The sequence below is a fragment of the Nitrospirota bacterium genome, assembly GCA_016195565.1.
In the GTDB taxonomy this organism is placed as follows: domain Bacteria; phylum Nitrospirota; class Thermodesulfovibrionia; order Thermodesulfovibrionales; family UBA1546; genus UBA1546.
On record JACPZK010000006.1, the window covers coordinates 13,004 to 37,936 of the forward strand.

Sequence of the window (24,933 nt, forward strand, 5' to 3'; positions counted from 1 at the left end):
TAGCAATTAAGATGCCAGATTAGAAATTTAATATTTTCAATGGGTTGCAAAAGGAATTGAACATCAAGATGTGCAAAATGCAATCTTTAATTCTTGAAAACATGGTTATATTAGGATTACAGATTGCAATTAAGATTGCAGATTGCAATCGCAGTCACTCGATACCGTATCTTTTGATCTTCCTCCAGAGGGTTGTCTTGTCGATTCCGAGGATTTCTGCTGCCTTTGCCCTGTCACCGTCAGTTTCCTTAAGGACATTAAGGATGTGCGTCTTTTCCATCTCTCTTATGGTTGGTGTCTTTCCCCTTGTATCCATTGTCTCATATCTTCCTAAGATATAATCAGGCAGGTTGGCAATTGTTATCATATTTCCTTCCATGAGGTTTATAGCCCTCTCTATTACATTCTCCACTTCCCTCACATTCCCTTTCCAGTTGTATTGCACGAGTGAAGCAAGGGCGTCCTCTGTTATCCCTTTCACTGATCTTCCATAGTAGGCGTTAAACTTTTTTATGAAATGCTCGATTAAAAGGGGGATATCCTCCTTTCTTTCCTTTAATGAAGGCACTGTTATTGTAACGACATTGAGCCTGTGATAAAGGTCTTCCCTGAATTTCCCTTCCTCCACGAGTTTCTCAAGATTCTGATTTGTAGCACAGATAAATCTCACATCTACCTTTATCTCACCGGTGCCTCCGAGCCTGAAAAAGCTTCTCTCCTGAATCACCCTTAAAAGTCTTATCTGCATGGCCTCGCTTATGTTTCCAATCTCGTCAAGAAATAAGGTTCCGCCGTTTGCCGCTTCTATAAGCCCGCTTTTCTGTGTAAGCGCTCCTGTAAATGCGCCCTTTTCATGGCCGAAAAGTTCATTTTCAAGAAGCGTGTCCGCTATCGCTCCGCAGTTCACAGCAATGAATCTGTTCCTCCTTCTCGGTCCATTGAAATGAATGGCCCTCGCTATCAGCTCCTTCCCAGTTCCGCTCTCACCGAGTATTATCACATGTGACCTGGACTGCGCTACCCTTTTAACGAGATCAAAGACCTGCATCATCTTAGGATGATGCCCAACTATGCTTTCGAAGCCGAACCTTTCCGACAGTTCTTCTTTAAGCATCCTGTTTTCATCAATAAGCCGTTTATTGTCGAGAGATCTTTCTATTATGAGAAGCAACTCCTCAGGGTCGATGGGTTTTCGTACATAGTCGTAGGCGCCTGATTTCATGGCCTCCACCGCGCTTTCAACAGTAGAAAAGCCTGTAATCATAATAACGGGTGTTTCAGAGGACATCCTTTTGCTTTCCTTCAATATGGTCATGCCGTCAATGTCGGGCATTTTAAGGTCTGTAATCAAAAGGTCATATTTGCCATCCCTGATCTTATGCATCGCCTCTAAACCGCTCTTTATAATTTCATATTCACAGCCATATCTTGTGAATATCCTTGTGAGGATAGAGCAGGCGACAGGGTCGTCGTCTATAGCGATTATCTTTAAATCCTCATGCATGGCTCATTCCATTCAACGGCAAGGTTATAACACATCTTGTGCCTTTGCCTTCATTACTTTCAAGGATTATCTCGCCGTTATGTTTTTTGATTATACCGTAACTGACGGCAAGTCCGAGTCCTGTTCCCTCACCTATTTCTTTTGTCGTAAAAAATGGGTTAAACACCTTTTTAAAATTCTCCTCCGGGATGCCGACTCCTGTATCTGAAATCTCGACTTCTACATTATCACCCCTCATCCTTGTCTCAATCCTTATGTTCCCTCCCTCTCCTGTGGCATGAATGGAATTGAGGATTATATTTGAAAATACCTGTTGCATCTGCGCCCTATCAACGCGGAAATCAGAGATTCCATTGTATTGTCTATATATTATGATTCCCTTGTCCTGTATTCTATTGTTAAGACTGACTATCACCTCGTCAATGAGGGCAGACAGGTCTTCGGGTGTTTTATGAAGAGGCATCTCCCTTGAAAAGTTAAGAAGCCCCGTGACTATCCTCTCACCTCTCCTTCCTTCCTTTATGATCGTATTAATATCTGTTTTTACAGCGCTGATATCACAGCCGTTCCTGTTTATATCCTCTCCGAGGAGTTTTGCTGTAGAGATGATATTGCCCAATGGATTATTTATCTCATGAGCCACGCCTGCCGCCAGCTCTCCGATGGACGCCAATTTTTCAGCCTGGCATGCCCGTAACTCGGCGTGTATTCTCCTGTTAATATTCTCTTTAAGCGCCTGAGACATGGAATTAAATCCTACAGCAAGGTCGCCTATCTCATCTCCTGAAAAAACAGCAATCCTGTAATCCAAATTGCCGGTGCCTATCTCCTTTGCGCCTGCAGAAAGAAGGCTTATGGGCTTTGTGAGTGTCCTTGAGAGCAAAATAGCTGTTATGGCTGCTGCCATGAGTATTATTACTCCAACTGTAAGCATAACTTTTTTTTGTTTAATAATGGGGGCCAGCACCCTGTCCCTGTCTGCAACAGTAACTATAAGCCAGCCTTTTTCCTGTGACATGTATGGAGAATAATATACATAGGCCATTAGATTTCTGGATGACGGATCGCGGATAACACCTCCGTTTTTATCCATTAATCTTGCTGCATCCGGATAATCTTTAAAGAAAGTGCTTCCTTTGCCAGTTTGATTGAGGAAACAGAGGTTCTGGTCGGGATGGTAGAGATATATTCCGTGACGCTCGGGCTCAAGAATGTTCTTCTCTGCCACAAAAGAAAACCCATCATCTTTCCTTATGGTATTGTCCACTATCTTTCCTATCTTCTGCCCCCAGATATTGATAACAAAAAATCCGGCTATAATATTATCTTTGAGGAAGATGGGAGCGGCGATTCGGATCATGGGAGGGCAGAACTCATTATTATCAATACCCATCTCAAAATTAGACATCCAGACCTGCCCTTTCCTTAGCTTCAGTAATTCAGAGAAAAAATTCTTTTCTGAAAGAGATCCCACCGATGTGACAGGAAAAAATGGGTGCTGTTTCTTCTTATCAATAATTCTTAATTCCTTCACCTTAATAAGCACCTGCCCTTTTGTATCCACAATCCTTATAGCCTGAATTGCCTTTCTGTTTCTTTGGTGTTCAAGAAAAAATTGCTCCATCAGTCCGCGATTCTTCATAAAACCTCCATAGTTTCCACTCTTCAAAGAACCGAGCAGTTCCTTTAACCACGGCATCTCCGCAAGCGCCTTGGCTTCACTTTGCTGGCCTTGCAGGAAGTTATCTACATCTTCTGAGGAGCGTTTGAGTGACAACCGCAACTCTTCTTCGACCTTCCCGGTGAGACTCCTGCTGCTTACTATATAGCCGAAGATAAATACAGCGGCAGTGGACAAAATGGTTATGCCCAAAAGCACTATCAGGAGTTTCTGTCCGATTTTCAGCTGCATTTAATTTAAGTTTAACACATTAAGATTCCAGAAATTCGAAGATTACCGAAAGACCTTGCCGGCTATTCGGATTTGAAAAGTAAATTTTTTGAAGGAAAATGTTTATGACGCACCAAAGGTTCGTTCTGTATAATCGGTATTCTTTCTTCCAGCGTGAGACGATTATTTTTATAGACTATCCCTATGGGAATCCTTTCTCCCCATTCAAGAGCTTTTTTAAATGCTTCTGCCCTGTCCTCGGAATTATAATCAGGTTCAATGTGATAAACACGCTGCCTGTACCACTCATAAGTATTTATTTTATTGAACGTTACGCAGGGCTGAAGAATGTCAACAAGCGAAAAACCTTTATGATTTATCGCTGCCTTTATCAAACCCTTAAGATGTTCCATATCGCCTGCAAAGCCTCTTGCCGCAAAACTGCAGTCAAGCGCAACAGCCAGTGCAATCGGGTTTAGCTGCTCTGAAAAAACACTGAACGGCTGATTTTTGGTTATCATACCTTCAGGACTTGTAGGAGACGCCTGACCCTTTGTTAAGCCATATATCTGGTTGTCATGCACAAAAAGCTTTACATTGACATTTCTCCTCATTGCATGCATTAAGTGATTTCCGCCCTCCCCGTAGCAGTCACCATCGCCTGCAACTGCTATTGTGAGCATTTCATGATTGGCAAGCCTTATACCTGTTGCAACTGGAAGCGTCCTGCCGTGAAGCCCGTTAAAGGTGTTGCATTTTAAATAGTGAGGGAACTTTCCAGCCTGGCCTATGCCTGAGACAATTGTAAAATTATGCGGCTCTATGCCGAGTTCAGCCATTGCATCTTTAAAAACCCTAAGGATTGCAAAGTTGCCGCATCCCGGGCACCATGCCGGCGTCTGTCCTTTATAATCTTCCGGTTTTAACATTTTCTTTAAAAGATAATATCATAAAAACAGCAGAATACATCCATCAATACTTCCCCTGATGCATCAGCAATAGTTGGTTTTCCTTGGAACGGCTCTCGCCAATGCTTGTTACATAAATTGCAGGCTTGTCAATAACAGGGCATTTTGTCTCGCATATGCCGCAGCCGATGCACAGCTCAAGGTCAACGCGCGGCTGCTGAACTACCGCCTCTTTTCTTCCCCTGTCTCTTATCTTTGCCTTTTCAAGCCATATCGCCTTCTTCGGTGTAGGACAGACCTCCTCGCATACTATGCAGCGCGTTGCATGGGCATAAGGCAGGCATCTGTTTTTGTCAATCATAGCAAGCCCTATCTTAATCTTTGCCTTTTCTTTCAATTCCATTTTCTTTATCGCTCCTGTAGGGCATACCTGTCCGCAGAGAGTGCAGCGGTATTCGCAGTATCCTATCTTTGGGATAAGCAGAGGAGACCATATCCCTTCAAGTCCTGCCTCAAGAAATGTCGGCTGAAGCCCGTTTGTGATGCATACCTTCATGCACTCACCGCATTTGACACATCTTTTAAGAAACTCTTTTTCCTCAAGCGCTCCGGGAGGCCTGATTAATTTCTGATTCGGAACTTCTGCTTTGGACAAGGGATTTGCCCGCAAAAGAGGCACGGCGACAACACCTGATACCAGCGACGTAATAACCCTCCTTCTGCCGAGGTCCAGTCCGCCATACCCCCCTTTAATTCCCCCTTTAGCAAGGGGGGACAAAGTGGGGTGAAATCCGAAAGTCACTGCGTTCTGCGGGCATACGTCATCGCAATTCCGGCAGTACAGGCATTCCGCATCCCTCCATTCTTCTTTTTTATCAGGAGATGCTTTGCCCTGACATACAGAAGCGCACGCGCCGCACTCAGTGCATCCTTCGCTTACTGACCTTTTAAGAATGGAAAATCTTGATAAGAGGCCGAGCAAAGCGCCGAGCGGGCATAGATGCCTGCACCAGAATCTCTTTTCTACAAGATTCATACCGAGTATGAAAAGGAATAAGAGGCCTATGAAGGCGCTCTGGTTGTAAAACGGCTGTTGAAAAGATAGGATGCTTTTTTTAAATACGGAATAAACAGCTTCTGATATATCAACAAGGCCCTTGATATCTGAGTTATATACGGCGTCAAACACCGCCTTTGTTCCGTAATTGAATGCCGGATAGATACTTACAGAGAGTGACCTTATGAGAAGAGAAAGCGGGTCAACAATACCGACAAGCTGAAGCGAAAAAACAGAGGCTGCGAGAAGAAATAGAAGCATGTAGTATTTTGTTCTGCGCCAGTTAATGCTTGTATTGTCCGAATGTTTTTTCCTGAAAGAGCCTACAATATTATTCAGTGTTCCAAGAGGGCATACCCATCCGCAAAACACTCTTCCTAAGACCACCGTGGCAATAATTACAATCAGAGAAAAATAAAAAGCCTTCTGGACAGTATGCGCTGAAAGGATTGTGGTTACAAAAATCAGCGGGTCAAAATCGAGGAATATTTTTACAGGATAGCCAAGCTCGTCTTTCCCTTTTGCCTCTGTCTGCAAAAAAAGAAAAAGAAACAGCAGTAAGAATATCCCCTGTGAAATCCTTCTATAATTTCGCATAATCCTTCTAAATTGAAACTCACCTCAACAAGCTTCAGAGTATCAGACCATCAATTTGTCATCCCGGCATGTCCGGAATCTTTCTGAAGAAGGATTGCCGACAAGCGGCAATGACAACAACATTTAATAACTTTGCTACAGAGCATTGAGGGATTCTTTTGATTATGTATTTATCCTTTTAACGTTCAATTTAGAAATATCCATTCTGCCGAGCCCCATCTTATCAGCTATCTTCACATATTTAAGGTCGCTTCCTTTCATGCCAAAAAGCGTGGCGCCAAACGAGTCCACAGCAACCTGATCAACCCCAACAATAACTGTATCCATTTTTTTCACATCCTCGAGATTTCCGCCCTGCGGGCCGTTTGCCGTCAGAATACGCACCGCATCAAGGATGGTAAGAGTGGGCTTAATAGCCATGGAAAGGTCAACGAGGCTCTCGTCAAGCCTCTGATGTATCGTGCGCCTTGAGCCTCCCATCACGCCCATCCAGTTTTTCATTGACATCGTCAGCTTTGCGAGGCCGTGATGTTTTGCAATAGGAATGTTTATCACCTTGTCAGCCTCAAATACCTCGGTATAAAGAGGCCATGACTTCAAAGCCTCTCCCTTTATATTCATTTCCCTGAATTTTCTCTCGTCAATATAGCTCACATCCGCGCCTGCTGCCTTTGCGGCATCGGCAATTCCGCTCTGCACATAACACCTTCTCGGATCATTCACCGGCCTGTCAAATACCTTTACCTTTTTAGCGCCTGCCTCATAGCACATCTGAACTACAACTCCAACGACTTCAGGATTTGTATTTCCGGCCTGCTCAGGCGTCCTGTCCCATGCTATATTCGGCTTTACAACAACAATATCGCCTTTTGATACAAACTTTTTCATCCCGCCCATTGCATCAATCGCAGCCCTTGTAATCTTTGAAGGATATACGCCATGCGCAACTGCAATATCAATTTTTTCATCTGCCCCGGCAGGAGCAATAAACGAATCAAAATTTCTTGGAATAGAAAGCCCTATACCTGCTATTGCTGTCAGCTTTATAAAATCTCTGCGATTCATAATCAATTCCTTTCTTTATAATAATCTGATTTTAATTTCTTTCACCAATTCTTCCAGCGTAAATGGCCTGCCGTCGTATCTATTGATAAATCCATTGAATGAATAGCCTGTCTCTGCTTTCATCATCCTTGCAAACTGGCCTGTTGCATTGTTTTCTATGCAAATTGTATGTTTTGCATCCCTCAACAGCTTAAGATAGTCAAATCTCTCCCTCCCCTTTGCCCCCTCCCCTCGAGGGAGGGGGTTGGGGGAGGGGAAAGGGTATATCTCGCTGAAATGAAGCATTGCAATACCCCCCCTTCTCCCCCCCTTACCAAGGGGGGGAGAAGGGGGGTGATAATTCGTCAACCGTCTCTTTCATTATTCCATAATTAGAGCCCCACCCTGCTATTATTACTTCTGGCTTATTATCTCCGTAAAGAACAGGCGGCTCAATTTCCTGCCTGATGAGAGGCAATTTTTTTAAAAGCCTTTTATCCACCATTTTGATTCGTGTCTCAGCATCCTCAACAATATGCCCTTCCTCGTCATGCTCATCGCTGTCTGTTACAACAAGATGTCTTGCATCTCCGGGAATTCCCATAGGCGATACGCCCGTATCCGTATATGCATGCCTTTTATACTCTTTAAGATTTTTGAATGCATCGCCGCGCAGCCTGTAATCAGTGTATTTAATTTGGGCAGGATCAAAACCTTCAAAGGTCCATTCTGAATCAGCAAGATACTGGTCAAATATGATTATTGCCGGCACCTGATATTTTTCAGCAAGGTCAAATGCCTTGTTTGTGAGATAAAATGCCTGCTCAGGCGTGCCTGGCGCAAAGATAATTCTCGGAAATTCTCCATGCGCTGTATGCAAGGCAAACAAGAGGTCGCCCTGCTCTGTCCTTGTCGGAAGTCCTGTCGCAGGCGCAGGCCTTTGCCCGAGAGCTATAACAACAGGCGTCTCTGTCATGCCGGAAAGCGAAAGCCCTTCCACCATTAATGCAAAACCTCCCCCTGCCGTGCCGGTCATTGCTCTTACACCGGCAAATGATGCGCCAAGCGCCATATTGATTGCAGAGATCTCGTCCTCTGCCTGTTCAACAATAATTCCGAATTCCTTCTCTTTGCCTGCTATATAATTCATTATGCCGGTTGAAGGGGTCATGGGATATGCAGAGTAAAATTTACATCCGGAAGCAATAGCGCCTAACCCAATCGCCTCAACCGAATTTATCAACATCTTAGGCTTCAATAGTGAGCCGGTAACTGCCGGAGAAAAAGAACACCGCATACAATTCTTAGCGGCAAAATCATGCCCTGCCATCGCAGCGCTGATATTTGAATTGATAACCTGCACGCCCTTCTTTTTAAACGTATCTTTTATGATTGCAATCAAAATATCAATATCCATGCCAAGCATTCCAAGCACAGCACCGGTCGCAACAGTGTTTGCCATTATCTTGCTGCCGCCATTTTCTACGGCTAATTTAATGAAAGGAATATCAAGATAGTTAGGAGTTAAGAGTCTGGAGTTTAAAGGGATGTCATTCCGAACTTGTTTCGGAATCTTCAAGTCAGTTGAGTCATATATTATCTGACCTATAGCGGACAGTTCCTTTTCGTGCTGTTCAATGCTTTCCCTGTCAAGGGCAACAAGAATATCAATCTTCTCCCTTGAGGCCATTACAGGCTTATCCGAAAACCTTATCTGATAGAAATTATGGCCGCCTCTTACGCGAGATTCATAATCCTGATTGGTAAAAACATGGAAGCCTGTTCTTGAGAATACCTTTGCAAGCGTGCCGCCTATGGTCTGTATTCCCTGCCCTGCCTCGCCGCCTATCTTTATTGAATAATCCATAAATTTTCTCAGATACTTCTACAACTATTGATGCATTTAATATTAACGTCCAATGCTCATAGTATTCTTGTCATTCCGCACTTGATGCGGAATCCAGTATTAAAAATAATGACTCCCAGAACAGCGTCTGGATTCCCGTTTTCACGGGAATGACGAAACAGAGGACATTTATTATACAGTTCTCTATAAGTAAGCAGGTGTTGCTTACTTGCTCTTGACAAAACTTCCCTTAAACCTGCTCAGCCACATGATATGGCTCTTCTCTTCATTTATAATCTCATCAACAATATCTTTTTCCTTAATTATATTTCTTATCTCATGAAAATAAAGCAATGTCTCTTTTTCAAAACCCATGGCAAAATTAACTGCGACATCAATAGTCGTTAGTGAAGTCGAAGATATTATAGATACGCATCCTAATTGAGAGTTTAGATTATATTTTTGATGTAGTCAATAGTAACAATGCGCTTGGCTATAAGGCACTCTAATAAAATAAATCCGCCGCAGGGCAAGGCCTTTCCCTCTTTAAGTATGAAGTCGCAGTCAGACTTATAAAATGAGCATGAAGCGCACATATTCCGGATAAGTTTTTCTCCGGCGGCAATATCTGAAACCTGCTCAGATTTATCAAATGGAATTTTCTTTCCGCTTTTTATCAACCTCTCCGTGACGATAAAACCCATACAGGCAAGTTCACTGTTTTTTGAAAGCTTGTAATATGAACAAAAATTTTCACAAATTTTCTTATTCAGCTCTGAGTTTTTCATTATTTCCAAATAACACTCACTGTTTTCTGTTTGTATCCAGCAGTCCCCTCACCTTTTTTAAAAGTTCGGTTGGTGAAATAGGTTTCATAATAAAATTAAATTCTCCGCCGGTTACCTCATCTATGCCCCTTCTGCTTACAAAATCCGCAGGATAACCGCTTGAAAAGAGCGCTTTCATGTCAGGCTTTATCTTCCTTATAACCTCATAAGCCTCTTCCCCGCTCATCTTTGGCATTATTATGTCAAGAAAAACAACTCCAATTCTATCTTTATTATCCATAAATTTATTTATCGCATCTTCTCCGTCAACAGCCTCTATGACCTGATACCCGAATTCCTCAAGAATCTCCTTAACAAGCTTTCTGGCTACTTCTTCATCTTCCGCCACAAGCACCGTTTCTGTGCCGTCCAGCGCCAACTTTGTTCTGCTTGTATCAGAACCGGAAATATCCGCAATCCGCATCCCTGAATTAACAGCGGCTATAGGCAGATATACCTTAAATGTTGTGCCTTTGCCGGGTTCACTGTAGCAATTGATATATCCCTTATGCTGTTTGATTATTCCGTATACTGTTGAAAGTCCAAGTCCTGTGCCTCTGCCTGCTTCCTTTGTTGTAAAGAACGGTTCAAAAATCCGTAACCTGGTCTCCTCGTCCATACCGCAGCCTCCGTCCGTAACTGATATAAGAGCATACATTCCGGGTTTGCCGTAACCATGAACCTTCTCATATTCTTCATCAAATCCTACAAGCCTTGTCTCTATGCTTAACAACCCTCCGTCAGGCATAGCATCGCGGGCATTCGCTGCGAGATTCATCAGCACCTGCTCCATCTGAAGCGTGTCAGCCACTACTGTTAAACCGTTATCTGCAAGCACTGTTTGAAGCTCTATGTCTTCTCCTATAATCCTTGACAGCAGCCTCTCCACTCTCTTTATTAGTTCGTTTAAATCTACCTGTTCTAAATTACTTGCCTGTTTTCTGCTGAAGATAAGGAGACTCCTTACAAGGGTCGCCGCCCGCTCTGACGAGGCAAGTATCTGGTCGAGATTGATTCTTAGTGGGTCGTCTTTGCCCATTTTCATCTGTAAGATGCCTGTATAGCCCATTATCGCCGTGAGGATGTTATTAAAATCATGCGCAATTCCTCCTGTGAGCGTTCCGATAGCCTCCATTTTCTGGGATTGCCTGAGCTGCTCTTCAAGCTTGCGGTGTCTGGTAATATCTCTCCCAATCTCTATTACATTAATCACTTTTCCTTGTTTATCTTTTACAGGAATAGTCTTCAAGTCCCATATCATTCCTTTAGGCGTAGAGATCTGCACGTTTTCAGGCTCTCCGGTTTTAAAGCTCTTTAGAACCGGGCATTGCTCACAGGACACTGAACGGTTATGCCACAAGTTGTAGCAGTATTGCCCTGTCAAATCAGAAACCTCTTGGCTGAAATTGTCAGCAGCGGCTTGATTTGCCCACATTATCCTGAGGGCAGAGGTATGCATTATTACGCTGTCAGAAACAGCATTCAGAATATCAGCAAGCTGCGGTGAAAGTTTTTCAAATTCCTTGTTATTATTTTGCAACACTCCCTCCGCATGCTATGCCCAAAATAAAAAACACGCACTTCCACTTAACTAAAGTTAAGCCCTACTTACATTTGTGGGCAAAAATCATGTCATAATTCAATTGACAAAATTAATTATCATCTGCCTGTCTTGTTCTTTAATCTCTGAAAATTCCACGCCTATCTGATACTTATTTTCTCCATCTTTAAAGCTATCCTTCTCTATTTCTCTTGCCCAGACTATTTTTGCAACAGCATACACAGAGAAAATAATCTTTTTACGGCTGTTTGAAGGCTGGTATATCTCCAGTTCCAGTTCACTGCCTGCCGGAATATCCCTCTCTGTCTCAAACATTAACCCGCCTCCGCTTATGTCTCTGGTAAATGCCTTGAATTCATCCGCATGGGTTGCCTTCACAGCGCCGAGGATAAAAATATTATCTTTCAGCCGCTGAAATTTTCTTTTTTCTAAATCCTGCAATTTCTCCATATCCATTTTGCTCATTGCCACACCTCCTGAAATTTATTTTGTGTGCCGGCTAAGGATAACGGAAAACAATCCAGAGCAGTTTAGCTTCAGTCTCACCTATATTTGTTGCTTTCTGAATTTTCTGGGTATACGTGCTATAAATACTATCTCCTTCTTCAAATACCAGTTTTTCTTCATCACATAAAAATTCCAGCTTACCCTTAAGCGCAATCCCAAATTTATCTCCAACTGAAGAGGTTAATTCCATTGCTAATTCACAATCAGGCGGCAGGGTGAAAATCTGCGGCTGCACATTTATATTTAAAAACCCCGAAGCCAGCGTCTCGCAAACCGCCTTCTTATCTTTATGGACAGCTCTCTTATCTCTCCCTTTCCTGACAAAGATAAGCTCCCTATGCTCACTATTGCCAAAAAAATAGCCTGTTCTTGTGTTCAGGGCATGAGCTATTTTCTCCAATGAACCGACTGAAGGGGATGCGAGCGCTCTTTCGACCTGTGAGAGAAAACTCGCAGTCAATCATGTCTTTTTTGACAGTTCTTTTAATGTAACCTTCTGGAGCAGCCGCAAGTCATTTATCCTCTGTCCTATCTTCATTTGCTTACCCCGGTACCTTGTGGTTTCAATTCTCCTGCTTATGGTGGCCTGCTTGTAGGCAGTGAAGCCAACTGCCCTTATCTCCTCTCCGTATATTGTTTCCGCATTTCCCGCCTTAAACGATTTTTTGTAACAAAACCTCCCCTGTTGCGTTATCCCTTATTTTTCAAGACGTTAAAGAGGTTTTTATCTATAAGCATATTCTATACCTTATATATGCCTCTTGTTACCTGTCCAAAAGGACAGAAGTTGAAAAAAGAGTTTTGCTCTATTCTTAAATCACAAGACAAATTTAACTGTCCAAAAGAACATATCGCATATCCAAACATCTAATTAAAGGAGGGTACGGAAATGCTTTCCCTTGAAAACAAAATCATTATTCCCAAGCAGTATCAAAAATCGGCTCATTCATCCATATGCCTTTATGAAAGGGATTATGTAGTCAAAAACCTTGTGTTCCCTGAAGATATAATAAAGGCATACCAATTAAGACACGCGGTTTTCTGTCATGAATTAGGCTGGGTACCCCAATCAGAGAATGGATTGGAGCTTGATAATTATGATGACCATGCAGTCTTTTTCGGTGTATTCGACGTGCAGAATAGATTACTCGCGCATATGAGGCTAATAACGGCTGAAAATGATTTTATGATTGAGAAAGAGTTTTTATCATTGGTTGGAACCGGACATAAAATCAGAAAAGAGCCTGATACCGTAGAACTTACAAGATGTTGTGTAACTTCAAAGGCAAGAACTTACAAGATTTCTACTGAATTTGGCTCCTTTGACATACTCAGCCTTCTTTTAAAAGGCATTTACCATTGGTGCTTAAAGAATGATATAGAATATGTTTATGCAGTTACCGATTATAGGGTTTATAGATTAGTGCATATAAAGGGGTTTCCTTTTAAATTAACGGATAAGCCCCATATCATGCCTGACGGAGTTGTAGCTGTTGGAGTAATAATGAACTGGCGGGAGTTCGAGGATATAAATAAAGTGAAAAGGCCGGAAACGTTAAAATGGTTTACTCAATATCAATCAGTCCCTGTTCCATGGCAACAGCCACAGCCTGCGCCATGGTTACAACATCAAGTTTTTGCATGATATTCTTTATATGGAATTTTACGGTCCTCTCGCTTATACCAAGAATTACCGATATATCCCATATACGTTTGCCATAACTTATCCATCTGAGAACTTCCTTTTCTCTCTCTGAAAGGGTAACGGCATGTTTTTCACTGCGATAGCTCACAATACGAGTCAATGCCTGATGCAAGGCAGGTATTATATGAGTGAGAATTATTTCGGTGCGCCGGTTACATTCTATTGAATTACCGGCAAAAGAAAAGAGGCTCCCCTCAGTCCCTCTGTAATTTTTTATCCCGTAGGAATAACCCCGCTTGAGGTCAAAATCTTCTGCTGCCATTATAAAATTCTTTGGCGTCTCATATTTTTTGTAAGTATCAGCCCAGTATTGTAAGGCGAAACTGGTAAAATTCTCTTTGACAACCGGGTCAATCTTATGAAAATCTTTCATAACATATAAATCGAACCATTCGGATGGAAAGCTCACGTTTAGAGCATCATAAGAGCTTACGTTATCGTTTATTCCTTTTTTCCCCAGCAAACAGACAGCATGGTCATATGGAATTAACATCTTTAAATCCGATATGAGATTTCTTAGATCTTCTTCTTTTGAGCATAGAAAGCTCTTTTGGATTAGTTCCAGAAGGCAGATAGCATCATTTTTAGACAGCAGATTTTTTAAATGCATTATACCTATTCTCGCTGAATATAGAGCCTGTAATGATTAAGACAGAATTAAGACATATTTTCAAGGAGTCCAGGTCAGGAAGAGGCCGTCAGAGCTTGCACTTTGTGTATAATAAAACATAAAATATTTACGCCTTACAGTCTTCCTGAACGTATTATAGAGATAATCAGCCAGATGCCAAGCAAGAAGGCAAAGCCAAATGCTAAGAATCCAAGGATTGACATGCCATATATTTTTGGCCCTACACCTGTCGCATGCAGAATGGCAGAACTCAGGAGAATAGAACTTACAATCAGGCTGAATGAAATCCTGTTGCTTGATTTGTCCATATCCCTTGTAAATTTCTCAAGGCCGATATGTGTGAGTTTCATATGAATATCGTCCTTTAAAACCTTTCTTATAATCTGCTTCATCTGACGGGGGAAGACCACCACAAAGTCTCCTATCTCTTCTATGCTCTTTTTGGTCTTTTCATATATCCTTGACGGACTCAGCTTCTCCCTGACGAGTTTAGAGGCGTAAGGTTCTGCTGCGGCAATGAAATTAAAATCAGGGTCCAGTTCTCTTCCTATATTCTCAAGAATCAGCATCGCCTTATTAACGAGCAGAAGGTCTGAAGGAATCTTCATATTATGTTTCATTGCCAGATGCGTTACGATGTCCATATACTCGGCAAAATTTATTTCTGCCAGGGTCAATCCGTATAGCGGCTCCAGAAAATAAACAAGGTCTGATTTGAATCCCTTCCTGAATGTAATTAAATCAGCCTCCTCGGGAACAAGCCCGAGTTCTATATACTGGTCAATCAGCCTGTCAAAATCTTTATTTATAAGGGCAAGAAATGTATTTGCCATAGTTTCTTTCATCTCATCCGTAACCCTTCCAACTATTCCGAAATCCATAAACCCTATCTGTCCTTCAGGCATTGCAAAGATATTTCCCGGATGAGGATCTGCATGAAAGAACCCGTCTTCAAGCACCATCTTGAAATACGCATCAACGCCGTTCTTCGCAAGTTCCTTCCTGTCAAGGCCCATGCCTTCTATTCCGGAAATGTCATCAATCCTTACTCCTTCTATCCTTTCCATCGTAAGGATTTTTTCAGTGGAAAACGCACTATAAATTTTCGGGATATATATATGAGGATTGTTCTCAAAGTTTTTTCTGAAGCGCAAACAATTCTTTGCCTCCTCTGAGAAATCCAGTTCCTTCCTGACAGTCCTTGCAAATTCATCCACAATGCCTGTCGGATTAAAAAACCTGCTTTCAGGGATATGTTTATCCATAAGCTGGGCTATTGTTGTGAGAATATTTATATCCGTCTCTATCTGCTCTCTTATATCAGGCCTCTGCACCTTTATTATCACATCACTTCCATCAAGAAGGGTCCCCTGATGGACCTGTGCAATTGAAGCGGCAGCGGTCGGCTTATCATTAAATCTTGCAAATATCTTATCAATCAGGAGATGCGTTTCTTCTTCTATTATTCTCTTTGCCTCGTCAGAAGGAAATGGCGGAACCTTATCCTGAAGTTTCTTAAACTCGCCGGCAAAGGGCGCGGTAATAAGGTCCGGCCTTGATGAAAGAAGCTGGGCGAGTTTAATAAAACTTGGCCCAAGCTCTGCAAACGCCATTCTAAGTCTCTCAGGAACCGTATGCCCTTTTATTGCAGGCCATTGCCCGAATGTCTTTAGTCTTTTCCTGAGAGAGACATATCTGTGGAGGCGAAGCTGGTCTATTATGTGCCCGAACTCGTATTTGAGAAAGACATTGATAATCTGCCTTACTCTGTTAATATTCTTATACGTACTCCTAAGTTTCAGCAGACTGAAAGGCATCGTCTATTCTTCCTGCCCTTCTTCCTTTACTCCTTCAAGTTTCTTTACCCTGTTAGAGAGGGTCTGAATCTTTTTATTGAGTTTCTCAATGTCATCCTTTGAAGGCAGGTTCATTTTCTCCAGAGTCTTTGACAATATTTCCGAGAAATTTTTAGAAAACCCTTCCGTTCCCTTTTCAGCCTTTTCAGTCCACTCCTTCACGAGTTTTGCGCCTTGTGATTCGCTGAGTTCACCTTTTTTAATAAGCTCGTCAATGAACTCATTTACCTTCTGCTGCATGCCCAAACCGGCAAGCAAGGCGCTCCTTATCGCTTCAAAAACTGTCATAAACACCTCCATTTCAAAGTTAAAAGTTATAACCGAAAAATAGACATAGGAATTTGTCATTGCGAGCGAAGCGAAGCAATCTCGCCTTTCCTGATGAGATTGCCACGAACCCTTTGGGTTCTCGCAATGACAGATAAATCAACGGCTTCATAATTCTATGTCTATTTTTAGGTTATAAGTTGAAAGTTTTAAAAAATTTAACTCTTAACTCATAACTCTCAACTCTTAACTTGTTTTCTGATTATATCGTACACTGCTTCAAGCGCCTTGTCCAGTTTTGCAATGTCTTTTGTGCCGCCTTCTGCCATTTCAGGTTTTCCTCCGCCTCTGCCGCCTGCAATCTCGGCAACCTTTTTAAGTATTTCTCCTGCCTTAATTTTTTTAGTAAGGTCTTTTGTGACCATGGACAAAAATGCCGCCTCGCCGTTCCTATCAGATGCAAGGACAATAACACCTGAGCCGAGTTTATCCTTTAAATTGTCTGCAAGAATCCTTAAATCCTTTTTTTCAAGGCCGTCAACCCTGCATGAAATAACCTTCACGCCGCCTATATCCATTGCCTTCTCTATGAGCGCTGCAGAACTTTCAGATGCTGCCCTGCCCTTGAGCCTCTCTGCCTCTCTTTCCATTTCTTTCATATCAGCAAGAAGCTTCTCTACCCTTTCAAGCGGTTTTTCTGTCTTGAGCATATCTGAAATTTTTCTTAACTCCTCGTCTTCTTTCCTGAAATAGTCAAAGGCAGATATTCCTGTCAGCGCCTCTATCCTTCTAATTCCGGATGCAACGCTTCCCTCTGAGACAATGACAAATGGGCCTATGTCTCCGGTGGCCCTGCAGTGAGTGCCGCCGCAGAGTTCAGAACTGAATCCAGGCACTTTCACAACCCTCACTGTTTCACCGTATTTCTCTCCGAAAAGAGCTGTCGCTCCGGATGCAACCGCATCTTTTATATCCATAACCGAGGTCTCAACATTAGTATTCTCAAGAATCTTCTGGTTAACCGTATCCTCTATGCTCCTTATCTCATCGCGGCTTATAGGAAAGAAATGCGTAAAATCAAACCTGAGCCTGTCAGGAGCAACAAGCGAACCCGCCTGCTTAACATGCTCGCCGATTATATTTTGCAATGACGCCTGAAGGAGATGAGTTGCAGTGTGATTGCTCATTATAGCTTTTCTTCTCCGGGTATCAACGCTGCATATCACCCTGTCCCAGACTCTTAATTTCCCATCTTTGATTTTTATGATATGTGAATGTAGTCCTTCAATAACTTTTTTGGTATCCGTAACAAAGGCCCTGAATCCTCCGCCTGAGGCGGAGGATGTCAGCTCGCCTGTATCCCCAGCCTGGCCTCCGGATTCACCGTAAAAAGGAGTTTTATCCAGAAAGACCTCCACTTCTTCATCCTTAGATGCCTCCTTGACAACCTTCCCTTCTTTCAGCATAGCCTTAACAACTGATTCGGTCTGCATTGCATCATAACCGGTGAACTCGGTTTTGCCTGTCTCGGAAAGCAGTTCTCTGTATATGGATGAAACAGCCTCTTCTTCGCCTACCCATGAAGCCCTGGCCCTTTCCCTCTGCATCTCCATTTCTCTGTGGAATCCGCCTTCATCCAGGATAAGATTGTTGTCAGACGCGATGTCTCTTGCAAGGTCTATCGGAAACCCATAGGTATCGTACAGCTTGAATATTTCATCTCCCGGAACTGACTTCAAGCCTGCTTTCTTTGCCGCTGCAATTACTTCATCTATTATCTTCATGCCCTGCTCAAGCGTCTTTGAAAAACGTTCCTCTTCAAATTTGAGAACCTTTGCCGCCCTCTCCTTTTCATCAATAAGTTCAGGATACGTATCACCCATGAAATCAGCCACGGGCTCGACAAGCCTATAAAGCACGGGTTCGCTGACACCAAGAAGTTTTGCGTGCCTTGACGCCCTTCTTATAATCCTTCTGAGGACATAACCCCTTCCCTCATTTGACGGCATAAGTCCCTCGGAAAGCAGAAATGAAATCGCCCTGATATGGTCGGCAATAACCCTTATGGATATATCGCTCTCGGCGCTCTTTCCGTAATCAACAATACCGTTTGCAGTCGCCGTTATTGCTGATATAAGAGGCATAAACAGATCAGTATCAAAATTATTAAGCTTCCCCTGCAAAACAGCGGAAATCCTTTCAAGTCCCATTCCCGTATCTATGCTTGGTTTTGGAAGAGGTGTAAGATTTCCTGATTCATCCCTGCTGTACTGCATAAAAACAAGATTCCACAGTTCAAGAAATCTGTCGCAGTCGCATCCCGCCCTGCACTCAGAAGTACCGCATCCGACATGCTCTCCCCGGTCAATTATTATCTCAGAGCACGGGCCGCAGGGTCCGGTATCTCCCATCTGCCAGAAGTTGTCTTTTGCGCCAAGGCGCACAATCCTGTCAGAAGAAATGCCGGTTAAATCTTTCCATAGTTTTTCAGCCTCGTCATCCTTTTCATAAACAGAGACCCAGAGCTTGTCTTTAGGAAGCTTAAAGATATCCGTAAGAAGTTCCCATCCGAAGAGTATCGCATCTTTTTTAAAGTAATCTCCAAACGAAAAATTCCCGAGCATTTCAAAAAACGTGTGATGCCTGGATGTGTGTCCTACATTTTCAAGGTCGCTGTGTTTGCCGCCTGCCCTGAGACATTTCTGGCATGAGACTGCCCTGGTGTATGGCTTTTTCTCTTCTCCCAGGAAAACAGATTTGAACTGCACCATGCCTGCATTTGTAAAAAGCAGCGTAGGGTCATTCTTGGGAATAAGGGACGAACTCCTTACTGCCTCGTGCCCTCTGGAGGAAAAATAATCCAGAAATGCCTTTCTTATATCTTTACTTTTCATCTACTCTTGAATCCTGTTTTTCCTTGTCTGCAAATTGAGACTGCTAAAAAACCCCATATTTTAATGTCATTGCGAGGAGCCCCGAATGCTTTCGGGGCGACGTGGCAATCTCAAATATATTGATTTACATAAAAGCAAGATTGCTTCGCCTTCAGCTCGCAATGACAAGCGAGGGACCTGCTCGCAATGACACTTTTTCAGGGGTCTCAAATTCCTTTTCAATATCGTTAATTTTTAATTACTCCGGGTTCGCTGCTGATGATGTGCATAAGCTTCCCGTCAACGAATATTAGCTGCGTCTTTAAAAGACCCATCTTTGTATATATCCATTCTTCCCTGTATTTACCGTCCTCTGACGGCTTCAGCACGTTAACTTCTGCCGGTGAACCCCACGCATATCTGACCTGCTGCTGTGTCATGCCTGGAGCAATCTCGCTGCGTTTGATATTTTCCTGTATTGCCGCAGGAAATCCTTTTATTTCATCAGGCGAATACCTAACCGCATCAATACATCCCAAAACTGAAAAACAGAGAGCTGAAGCCATAATACATAAAGCTGACATGCTTTTCCTCATCAATTTACTCCTCCTTTATCTCGAATTGTCTAAGTATCTTATTGATTGTATCAAAAGAATACCCTTTCCTGACAAGAAATCTCCACATTTTTTTCTTAATTTCCTCAGCGGAATAATTTTCAATGCTTTTTACTTTTTTGCTTACAACCTTCTTTGCCCTGATTATCTCATCAGAGTCATCATCAGTAAAAACATCTCTTATTAACTCATCGGGTATTCCCCTGCGCTGAAGAAAAATTCTGACTCCGCGAGCGCCGAGCAGTTTTGCATCTTCAGCAATTCTTCTGAGAGATAAAGCAAGCGCTGTATCATTTATAAATCCTTTTTCACTTAAATGGTTAAGGGCCTGCTGTATAAGCTCCTCTGAAAAACCTTTCCACTTGAGCTTATCAGTAAGTTCTTTTTCACTCCTGTCCCTATAACTCAGCAGTCTGTAAGCATACCGAATCGCATCTGTTTTGTTCGAATTAGAAAAACTCATTTTTATAGGGCATGCTCGTCCGCCTAAGGCGGCAATTACTTGCTGAATCTCTCAATCTTCATCTGGTCTTTCTGGGGCTGAGATGGCGGCTCAAATGTAAGGTCGCTTGTAGATTGAATGCCTTTCACCTTTAGCGCAAAATCATCAGCGTTAGTCGCTCCCCTAAGAGCCTCCTCATATGTAATAAGCCCGGATTTATAAAGCTTGAAGAGAGACTGGTCAAATGTCTGCATATTATAATGAACCGAACCCTGAGCAATAACATCCGTGAGCAGCTTTGTTTTGTCAGCATCAAGTATGCAATCCTTAACTGTCATAGTAGCGACAAGCACTTCAACCGCCGGGACCCTGCCTCTGCCGTCGGCCCTCGGCATAAGCCTCATTGAGATTATGCCTTTAATGACAGATGCAAGCTGCATCCTGACCTGCTTATGCTGATAAGGGGGGAAAACAGATATTATTCTGTTTATTGTCTCCATTGCATCAATCGTATGAAGGGTGCTGAGCACAAGATGTCCTGTCTCTGCGGCTGTAAGAGATATCTGAATTGTCTCAAAGTCACGCATTTCGCCCACGAGAATTACATCAGGGTCCTGCCTGAGCGCTGCCCGCAAGGCCTTGCTGAAAGACTCTGTATCATTGCCGACCTCTCTCTGATTTATGATGCTGCTTTTATCTCTGTGCAGATATTCGATAGGGTCTTCTATCGTTACAATGTTGTTTGTGCGATTCGTATTGATATAATCAATCATCGCGGCAAGCGTCGTTGACTTGCCACTGCCTGTTGTGCCTGTGACAAGTATAAGCCCGCGAGATTCAAGAGCTATCTTTTTTAAAACATCAGGCAGCTGAAGTTCTTCTATGGTTGGAATCCTCATAGGTATCACCCTGAATACAATGCCGACTGCGCCTCGCTGGACAAACACATTGCACCTGAATCTGCCGAGTCCGGGTATGCTGTATGCAAGGTCCAGATCGTTTTTCTTTTTAAAAATCTCTCTCTGCCCCGGGCTCATCACGGAGTATGCAATCTTTAGCGCATCTTCCTGAGAAACCTTATTTACCAATGCCACCGGCGCCAGTTCTCCGTTAACTCTCATTATGGGCGGAGAGCCGACTTTTATATGAAGGTCGGATGCATTCTGCGCCATAGCAGTTTTAAGGAGCTCATTTACTTCCATTGTATCTTCCTCCAAAAAGTTAAAAGTTGAAAGTTAAAAGTTTTAAAACTCTTAACTCTTGCTCCGAACTTAAGCTGACACTCATGCTTACTTCCTCGCATTAATGGCATCCATGATTTTAGTCTCTATCTCTTTTGCAGCGTCAGGATTATTTTTCAGAAATTCCTTGACGTTCTCCCTTCCCTGCCCGATCCTGTTACCGCTGTAACTGTACCATGCGCCTGATTTTTCGACGATTCCCTTTTCAACTCCGATATCCACAAGTTCTCCTGCCCTTGATATTCCCTCGTTGAAGTATATATCAAATTCTGCCTGTTTGAATGGCGGCGCAACCTTGTTCTTCACAACCTTGACCCTCACCCTTCCGCCTATGGCTTCCTGATTCTCCTTTATGCTGTCTATTTTTCTTATATCAAGCCTCATGGATGAATAAAACTTCAATGCATTCCCGCCTGTGGTTGTCTCAGGATTTCCGAACATTACCCCTATTTTCATTCGTAGCTGGTTTATAAATATAACTGTAGTCAGAGACTTTGAGATTGCCGCTGTAAGCTTTCTTAATGCCTGGCTCATGAGCCTTGCCTGCAGTCCCATCTGTGCATCGCCCATATCACCTTCTATCTCTGCCTTTGGCACAAGGGCCGCTACAGAATCTATGACAACAATATCAACTGCTCCGCTCCTTACCAGCGCCTCGGTAACCTCAAGCGCCTGCTCGCCTGTATCAGGCTGAGATATAAGGAGGTCTTCAATCTTTACGCCGAGTTTTTTTGCATAATTTGTATCCAGCGCATGTTCAGCATCAATAAAAGCAGCAGTGCCGCCGGCCTGCTGGGTCTGTGCAATTGCATTAAGGGCAAGTGTTGTTTTGCCGGACGACTCCGGTCCATATATCTCTACAACCCTTCCTCTCGGGTATCCTCCTACGCCGGTTGCTATATCAAGCGCAATTGAGCCTGTAGGTATAACCTGAATTCCTTCCGCGACCTCTCCTGCGCCAAGCCTCATTATCGCGCCCTTGCCAAAATTCTTTTCTATCTGAGAAATCGCCATCTCAAGTGCCTTAATCTTATCCTTACTCGTAACGTCCTTACTCACTTCCTTGCTCATCATGCCTCCTTTTGAAATCTATCTTTACCTTTCCGATAGAAATCTCGCTCAGTTTAAAATGCTCTGCTCCGCCCGGCTTAAGTTCGCTCTTCATCAGTGTTATATTGATAACCTCTATCTTACCAAAATCCACTTCCTTTAGTGTAGCAAGTTCTTTTATCAGCAGACCCATGTTTTTTAAAGATTTCATCCTTCCAACAGTAAGATGCGGCGTGAACTGCTTGTCATCTTTTTCGAAGCCAAGTCCTGCCATTGATGCATCTACGTCATGCTGTAGTTTTATTATTTCTTCTGTATCATGCACGCCAAGCCATATAACCCTTGGATATTTTACATTCGGGAATGCGCCCGCGCCCGATATCTGAAGAGAAAATCTATCATGTGATTTAGACAGAGAAAGCAGTCTTTCATTTATACTTTTCAGTAGTTCTTCAGTCGTATCTCCTAAAAATTTCAGGGTCAGGTGGAGGTTCTCAGGCGGAATCCACTTTACATCCGCCCCCGCTGCCTTCAGTTTTTCTATGCAACTATAAATGTTTTTCTTAAGTTCCTCCGGCAATTCCAGTGATATAAAACACCTTAACCCCATACAGATACAACTCCATAAAGGAACTCTAATGCGGCAGCAGAAGCAGACAGTTTTATTTCATCTCTTGAGCCTTCAAAGATCATCCCTTTCGATTCAATCCCGCCTGCAAAAGATACGGCAATAAAAACCAATCCTGTCTTTTTATCCTCTATGGGTTCTGGGCCGAGGTTGCCTGTAATTGAGAGCGCAAAATCAGTTTTTGCCTTAAGCCTCACACTTTCTGCCATCGCCTTAGCTGTCTGCTCACTGACAGCTCCGTATCTTTTTAAAATTGATTTTTTGACGCCTAAAAGTTTTTCTTTTGATATCGGCGAGTAACATACAACTGCTGAATCAAAAAAATCTGATGCGCCTGGCAGATGAGCAATCAGAGAGCTTATAAAACCGGCAGTGCAGGATTCAGCAAGAGAAAGCGTGAGTTTCTTTGACTTAAAAATCCCGTGTAATTTTCTGATTAATTCTAATTCAGGAGTTTCCATAACTGTAACACCAGATTCGTATACACCGCAGCGCCTATGTCATCTGCCATTATCCCAAGACCGCCTTTGAAAACATATTCAAGCCTTCTCAGCGGAGGCGGTTTGAGTATATCAAAGAATCTGAATAAAACAAACGCAGCTATTACATAGCCCCAGCTAAGAGGCAAAAATAACAGGGATGCCATATAGCCTGCAAATTCATCAATCACTATATGGCGCGAATCTTTCTGTCTGAAAAGTTCTTCTGCCCTGCCTGACGACACAATGCCTGCGATTATAAAAAAAACAGTCAGTCCTATGTGCAGAGGCAGAGACGGCTTAAGGATAACCATAAATACAAGCGCTGCCAGAGTTCCGAACGTACCCGGAGCAAAAGGCAGATAGCCGATAAAACCAAGGGTAGCTATGTACTTTAAAAAAGTCATTTAATAGGTAAGTTGACCTGTTGCTGAATGCTTTGAGCGGCATCAGAGAATTTTTGGTAATAAATCTCGGCGAAGTGGAAGATAAGCAATTTCAACTGTTTGAGCCTGTCAGACTCGTCTGATTCGTTGAGGCGAAAAGGCGAGTTTTGAAATTGCCTGTAACGAGCCATAGATTTGTCAAAAATTCTCTGCAGAAAGCGAAAAGTGTTCAGCAACTGCATCAACTGACTCCTTTTTTTACTCTTCTATTATTTTATAGCTCCATGTTACTTTTGCAGAGCCTTCAAGCGTCGCTTTAACAGAACAGTATTTTTCCATCGAAAGCTCAACAGCCCTTTTTACTGCACCCTCAGAGACATTTCTGCCTCTCACTATAAACTCCATATCTATGTCAGTGAACTTCTTCGGATAGTTTTCAGCCTTTTCTCCTTTAACCTTAATCTCAACCCCGTTTATTTCCTGTTTCTTCTTTTTAAGTATAGAGACAATATCCATCCCTGAACATCCGCCAAGCCCTATCAGAAGCAGTTCCATCGGTCTGGCGCCGGTATTTCTTCCTCCGACCTCCTTATCACCATCCATAACTATTGTATGTCCTGATGCCGCCTCGCCGACAAATTGGAGACCATCTACATAAGTTACCTTTGCTTCAAGCATCGTTTCCTCCAGAGAAAATTGATTAGATAAATCATTAAATCAGAGGCATGAAGGTTTGTCAAGCGAGTTGTCTTTGATGAGGCATATTTTTCAGCTCATAGACAGAGAGGCTGTCTATTACACCCGCATATTTGACAATAAATGTATCCATAAGTTACGATATATCCACTTGCCTTTCACATCTAAATCGCGGGGTGGAGCAGTCCGGTAGCTCGTCGGGCTCATAACCCGAAGGTCAGAGGTTCAAATCCTCTCCCCGCCACCAACTATAAATCCATAGCCTTCAAAAATAGAACTAAGACCATAATTCGCTTCGAAACAACAAACGTCGTGATTATCAA

At 42.8% G+C, this 24,933-nt stretch carries 23 protein-coding genes, 1 tRNA gene and 1 pseudogene; 2 read left to right on the forward strand and 23 right to left on the reverse strand.

Features of this window, described 5'->3' with window-relative positions; all coding sequences use genetic code 11:
- Positions 1-154 precede the first annotated feature (154 nt).
- From HY035_02090 to HY035_02140, 11 genes and pseudogenes are all read right to left on the reverse strand, one after another.
- Positions 155-1,504, reverse strand: coding sequence for a sigma-54-dependent Fis family transcriptional regulator (locus HY035_02090; GenBank protein ID MBI3377181.1), 1,350 nt, complete (start codon positions 1,502-1,504; stop codon positions 155-157).
- On the reverse strand, positions 1,497-3,416 hold the full coding sequence (locus tag HY035_02095; protein MBI3377182.1) for a sensor histidine kinase: 1,920 nt from the start codon (positions 3,414-3,416) through the stop codon (positions 1,497-1,499). Before HY035_02095 ends, HY035_02090 begins: the two co-directional genes overlap by 8 nt.
- A gap of 62 nt (positions 3,417-3,478) precedes the next feature.
- Complete coding sequence (locus tag HY035_02100; GenBank protein MBI3377183.1) at positions 3,479-4,324, reverse strand: 2-oxoacid:ferredoxin oxidoreductase subunit beta; 846 nt, start codon at positions 4,322-4,324, stop codon at positions 3,479-3,481.
- Positions 4,325-4,367: 43 nt separating this feature from the next.
- Positions 4,368-5,957, reverse strand: coding sequence for a 4Fe-4S binding protein (locus HY035_02105; protein MBI3377184.1), 1,590 nt, complete (start codon positions 5,955-5,957; stop codon positions 4,368-4,370).
- Positions 5,958-6,119: 162 nt separating this feature from the next.
- A complete protein-coding gene (locus HY035_02110; GenBank protein ID MBI3377185.1) occupies positions 6,120-7,022 on the reverse strand; it encodes a DUF362 domain-containing protein in 903 nt (300 codons plus the stop codon).
- A 15-nt stretch (positions 7,023-7,037) separates the two neighbouring features.
- Positions 7,038-8,868: pseudogene (locus HY035_02115) on the reverse strand (2-oxoacid:acceptor oxidoreductase subunit alpha).
- Positions 8,869-9,072: 204 nt separating this feature from the next.
- Positions 9,073-9,222, reverse strand: a complete 150-nt coding sequence (locus tag HY035_02120; protein MBI3377186.1) for a hypothetical protein — start codon at positions 9,220-9,222, stop codon at positions 9,073-9,075.
- Between the two features lie 74 nt (positions 9,223-9,296).
- Positions 9,297-9,644 (reverse strand): hypothetical protein, encoded by a 348-nt coding sequence (locus tag HY035_02125; GenBank protein ID MBI3377187.1) that lies wholly within the window; start codon positions 9,642-9,644, stop codon positions 9,297-9,299.
- Between the two features lie 7 nt (positions 9,645-9,651).
- Positions 9,652-11,214 carry a response regulator gene (locus HY035_02130; GenBank protein MBI3377188.1) on the reverse strand — a complete coding sequence of 521 codons (1,563 nt, stop codon included), beginning with the start codon at positions 11,212-11,214 and terminating at the stop codon, positions 9,652-9,654.
- A 99-nt stretch (positions 11,215-11,313) separates the two neighbouring features.
- Positions 11,314-11,700, reverse strand: a complete 387-nt coding sequence (locus tag HY035_02135; GenBank protein ID MBI3377189.1) for a PilZ domain-containing protein — start codon at positions 11,698-11,700, stop codon at positions 11,314-11,316.
- Positions 11,701-11,734: 34 nt separating this feature from the next.
- Entirely contained in the window at positions 11,735-12,142 is a 408-nt protein-coding gene (locus HY035_02140) for a cupin domain-containing protein (GenBank protein MBI3377190.1), read from the reverse strand.
- Between the two features lie 489 nt (positions 12,143-12,631).
- On the opposite strand from HY035_02140, the gene HY035_02145 reads away from it, so the two are divergent.
- On the forward strand, positions 12,632-13,387 hold the full coding sequence (locus tag HY035_02145; GenBank protein ID MBI3377191.1) for a GNAT family N-acetyltransferase: 756 nt from the start codon (positions 12,632-12,634) through the stop codon (positions 13,385-13,387).
- Here the strand turns inward: HY035_02145 and HY035_02150 are convergent.
- The 12 genes from HY035_02150 to HY035_02205 form a co-directional block, all read right to left on the reverse strand.
- The gene (locus tag HY035_02150; GenBank protein ID MBI3377192.1) at positions 13,308-14,057 is read right to left on the reverse strand and encodes an autoinducer binding domain-containing protein; all 750 of its coding nucleotides are present in this window, start codon (positions 14,055-14,057) and stop codon (positions 13,308-13,310) included. The genes HY035_02145 and HY035_02150 overlap by 80 nt on opposite strands.
- A gap of 134 nt (positions 14,058-14,191) precedes the next feature.
- Complete coding sequence (locus HY035_02155; GenBank protein ID MBI3377193.1) at positions 14,192-15,895, reverse strand: AarF/ABC1/UbiB kinase family protein; 1,704 nt, start codon at positions 15,893-15,895, stop codon at positions 14,192-14,194.
- A 3-nt stretch (positions 15,896-15,898) separates the two neighbouring features.
- The gene (locus HY035_02160; GenBank protein MBI3377194.1) at positions 15,899-16,222 is read right to left on the reverse strand and encodes a phasin family protein; all 324 of its coding nucleotides are present in this window, start codon (positions 16,220-16,222) and stop codon (positions 15,899-15,901) included.
- Between the two features lie 218 nt (positions 16,223-16,440).
- A complete protein-coding gene (gene alaS / locus HY035_02165) occupies positions 16,441-19,095 on the reverse strand; it encodes an alanine--tRNA ligase (GenBank protein MBI3377195.1) in 2,655 nt (884 codons plus the stop codon).
- Between the two features lie 227 nt (positions 19,096-19,322).
- Positions 19,323-19,658, reverse strand: coding sequence for a hypothetical protein (locus HY035_02170; GenBank protein MBI3377196.1), 336 nt, complete (start codon positions 19,656-19,658; stop codon positions 19,323-19,325).
- 16 nt (positions 19,659-19,674) lie between these two features.
- Positions 19,675-20,151 carry a regulatory protein RecX gene (locus HY035_02175; protein ID MBI3377197.1) on the reverse strand — a complete coding sequence of 159 codons (477 nt, stop codon included), beginning with the start codon at positions 20,149-20,151 and terminating at the stop codon, positions 19,675-19,677.
- Positions 20,152-20,186: 35 nt separating this feature from the next.
- On the reverse strand, positions 20,187-21,332 hold the full coding sequence (locus HY035_02180; protein MBI3377198.1) for a PilT/PilU family type 4a pilus ATPase: 1,146 nt from the start codon (positions 21,330-21,332) through the stop codon (positions 20,187-20,189).
- An 87-nt stretch (positions 21,333-21,419) separates the two neighbouring features.
- Positions 21,420-22,442: a recombinase RecA gene (gene recA / locus HY035_02185; protein MBI3377199.1), complete on the reverse strand. Its 1,023-nt coding sequence runs from the start codon at positions 22,440-22,442 to the stop codon at positions 21,420-21,422.
- Entirely contained in the window at positions 22,423-23,031 is a 609-nt protein-coding gene (gene thpR, locus HY035_02190) for an RNA 2',3'-cyclic phosphodiesterase (GenBank protein MBI3377200.1), read from the reverse strand. Before thpR ends, recA begins: the two co-directional genes overlap by 20 nt.
- Positions 23,022-23,510, reverse strand: coding sequence for a CinA family protein (locus HY035_02195; GenBank protein MBI3377201.1), 489 nt, complete (start codon positions 23,508-23,510; stop codon positions 23,022-23,024). Before HY035_02195 ends, thpR begins: the two co-directional genes overlap by 10 nt.
- On the reverse strand, positions 23,492-23,935 hold the full coding sequence (locus HY035_02200; GenBank protein MBI3377202.1) for a phosphatidylglycerophosphatase A: 444 nt from the start codon (positions 23,933-23,935) through the stop codon (positions 23,492-23,494). The genes HY035_02195 and HY035_02200 overlap by 19 nt, the downstream gene beginning before the upstream one ends.
- A gap of 237 nt (positions 23,936-24,172) precedes the next feature.
- On the reverse strand, positions 24,173-24,592 hold the full coding sequence (locus HY035_02205; protein MBI3377203.1) for an OsmC family protein: 420 nt from the start codon (positions 24,590-24,592) through the stop codon (positions 24,173-24,175).
- Between the two features lie 188 nt (positions 24,593-24,780).
- Between HY035_02205 and HY035_02210 the strand changes: the two genes are divergently transcribed.
- Positions 24,781-24,857 (forward strand) — tRNA-Met (locus HY035_02210).
- Positions 24,858-24,933 lie beyond the last annotated feature (76 nt).

Coding starts and splice junctions, on each gene's coding strand:
- HY035_02120 (MBI3377186.1), bottom strand. CDS start 9,222: ATGGGTTTTGAAAAAGAGACATTGCTTTATTTTCATGAGATAAGAAAT.
- HY035_02180 (MBI3377198.1), bottom strand. CDS start 21,332: ATGGAAGTAAATGAGCTCCTTAAAACTGCTATGGCGCAGAATGCATCC.
- HY035_02135 (MBI3377189.1), bottom strand. CDS start 11,700: ATGAGCAAAATGGATATGGAGAAATTGCAGGATTTAGAAAAAAGAAAA.
- HY035_02145 (MBI3377191.1), top strand. CDS start 12,632: ATGCTTTCCCTTGAAAACAAAATCATTATTCCCAAGCAGTATCAAAAA.
- HY035_02155 (MBI3377193.1), bottom strand. CDS start 15,895: ATGCCTTTCAGTCTGCTGAAACTTAGGAGTACGTATAAGAATATTAAC.
- thpR (MBI3377200.1), bottom strand. CDS start 23,031: ATGGGGTTAAGGTGTTTTATATCACTGGAATTGCCGGAGGAACTTAAG.
- HY035_02200 (MBI3377202.1), bottom strand. CDS start 23,935: ATGACTTTTTTAAAGTACATAGCTACCCTTGGTTTTATCGGCTATCTG.
- HY035_02160 (MBI3377194.1), bottom strand. CDS start 16,222: ATGACAGTTTTTGAAGCGATAAGGAGCGCCTTGCTTGCCGGTTTGGGC.
- HY035_02110 (MBI3377185.1), bottom strand. CDS start 7,022: ATGAATCGCAGAGATTTTATAAAGCTGACAGCAATAGCAGGTATAGGG.
- recA (MBI3377199.1), bottom strand. CDS start 22,442: ATGAGCAAGGAAGTGAGTAAGGACGTTACGAGTAAGGATAAGATTAAG.
- HY035_02175 (MBI3377197.1), bottom strand. CDS start 20,151: ATGAGTTTTTCTAATTCGAACAAAACAGATGCGATTCGGTATGCTTAC.
- HY035_02205 (MBI3377203.1), bottom strand. CDS start 24,592: ATGCTTGAAGCAAAGGTAACTTATGTAGATGGTCTCCAATTTGTCGGC.
- HY035_02150 (MBI3377192.1), bottom strand. CDS start 14,057: ATGCATTTAAAAAATCTGCTGTCTAAAAATGATGCTATCTGCCTTCTG.
- HY035_02195 (MBI3377201.1), bottom strand. CDS start 23,510: ATGGAAACTCCTGAATTAGAATTAATCAGAAAATTACACGGGATTTTT.
- HY035_02170 (MBI3377196.1), bottom strand. CDS start 19,658: ATGTCAGCTTTATGTATTATGGCTTCAGCTCTCTGTTTTTCAGTTTTG.
- alaS (MBI3377195.1), bottom strand. CDS start 19,095: ATGAAAAGTAAAGATATAAGAAAGGCATTTCTGGATTATTTTTCCTCC.
- HY035_02105 (MBI3377184.1), bottom strand. CDS start 5,957: ATGCGAAATTATAGAAGGATTTCACAGGGGATATTCTTACTGCTGTTT.
- HY035_02095 (MBI3377182.1), bottom strand. CDS start 3,416: ATGCAGCTGAAAATCGGACAGAAACTCCTGATAGTGCTTTTGGGCATA.
- HY035_02090 (MBI3377181.1), bottom strand. CDS start 1,504: ATGCATGAGGATTTAAAGATAATCGCTATAGACGACGACCCTGTCGCC.
- HY035_02100 (MBI3377183.1), bottom strand. CDS start 4,324: ATGTTAAAACCGGAAGATTATAAAGGACAGACGCCGGCATGGTGCCCG.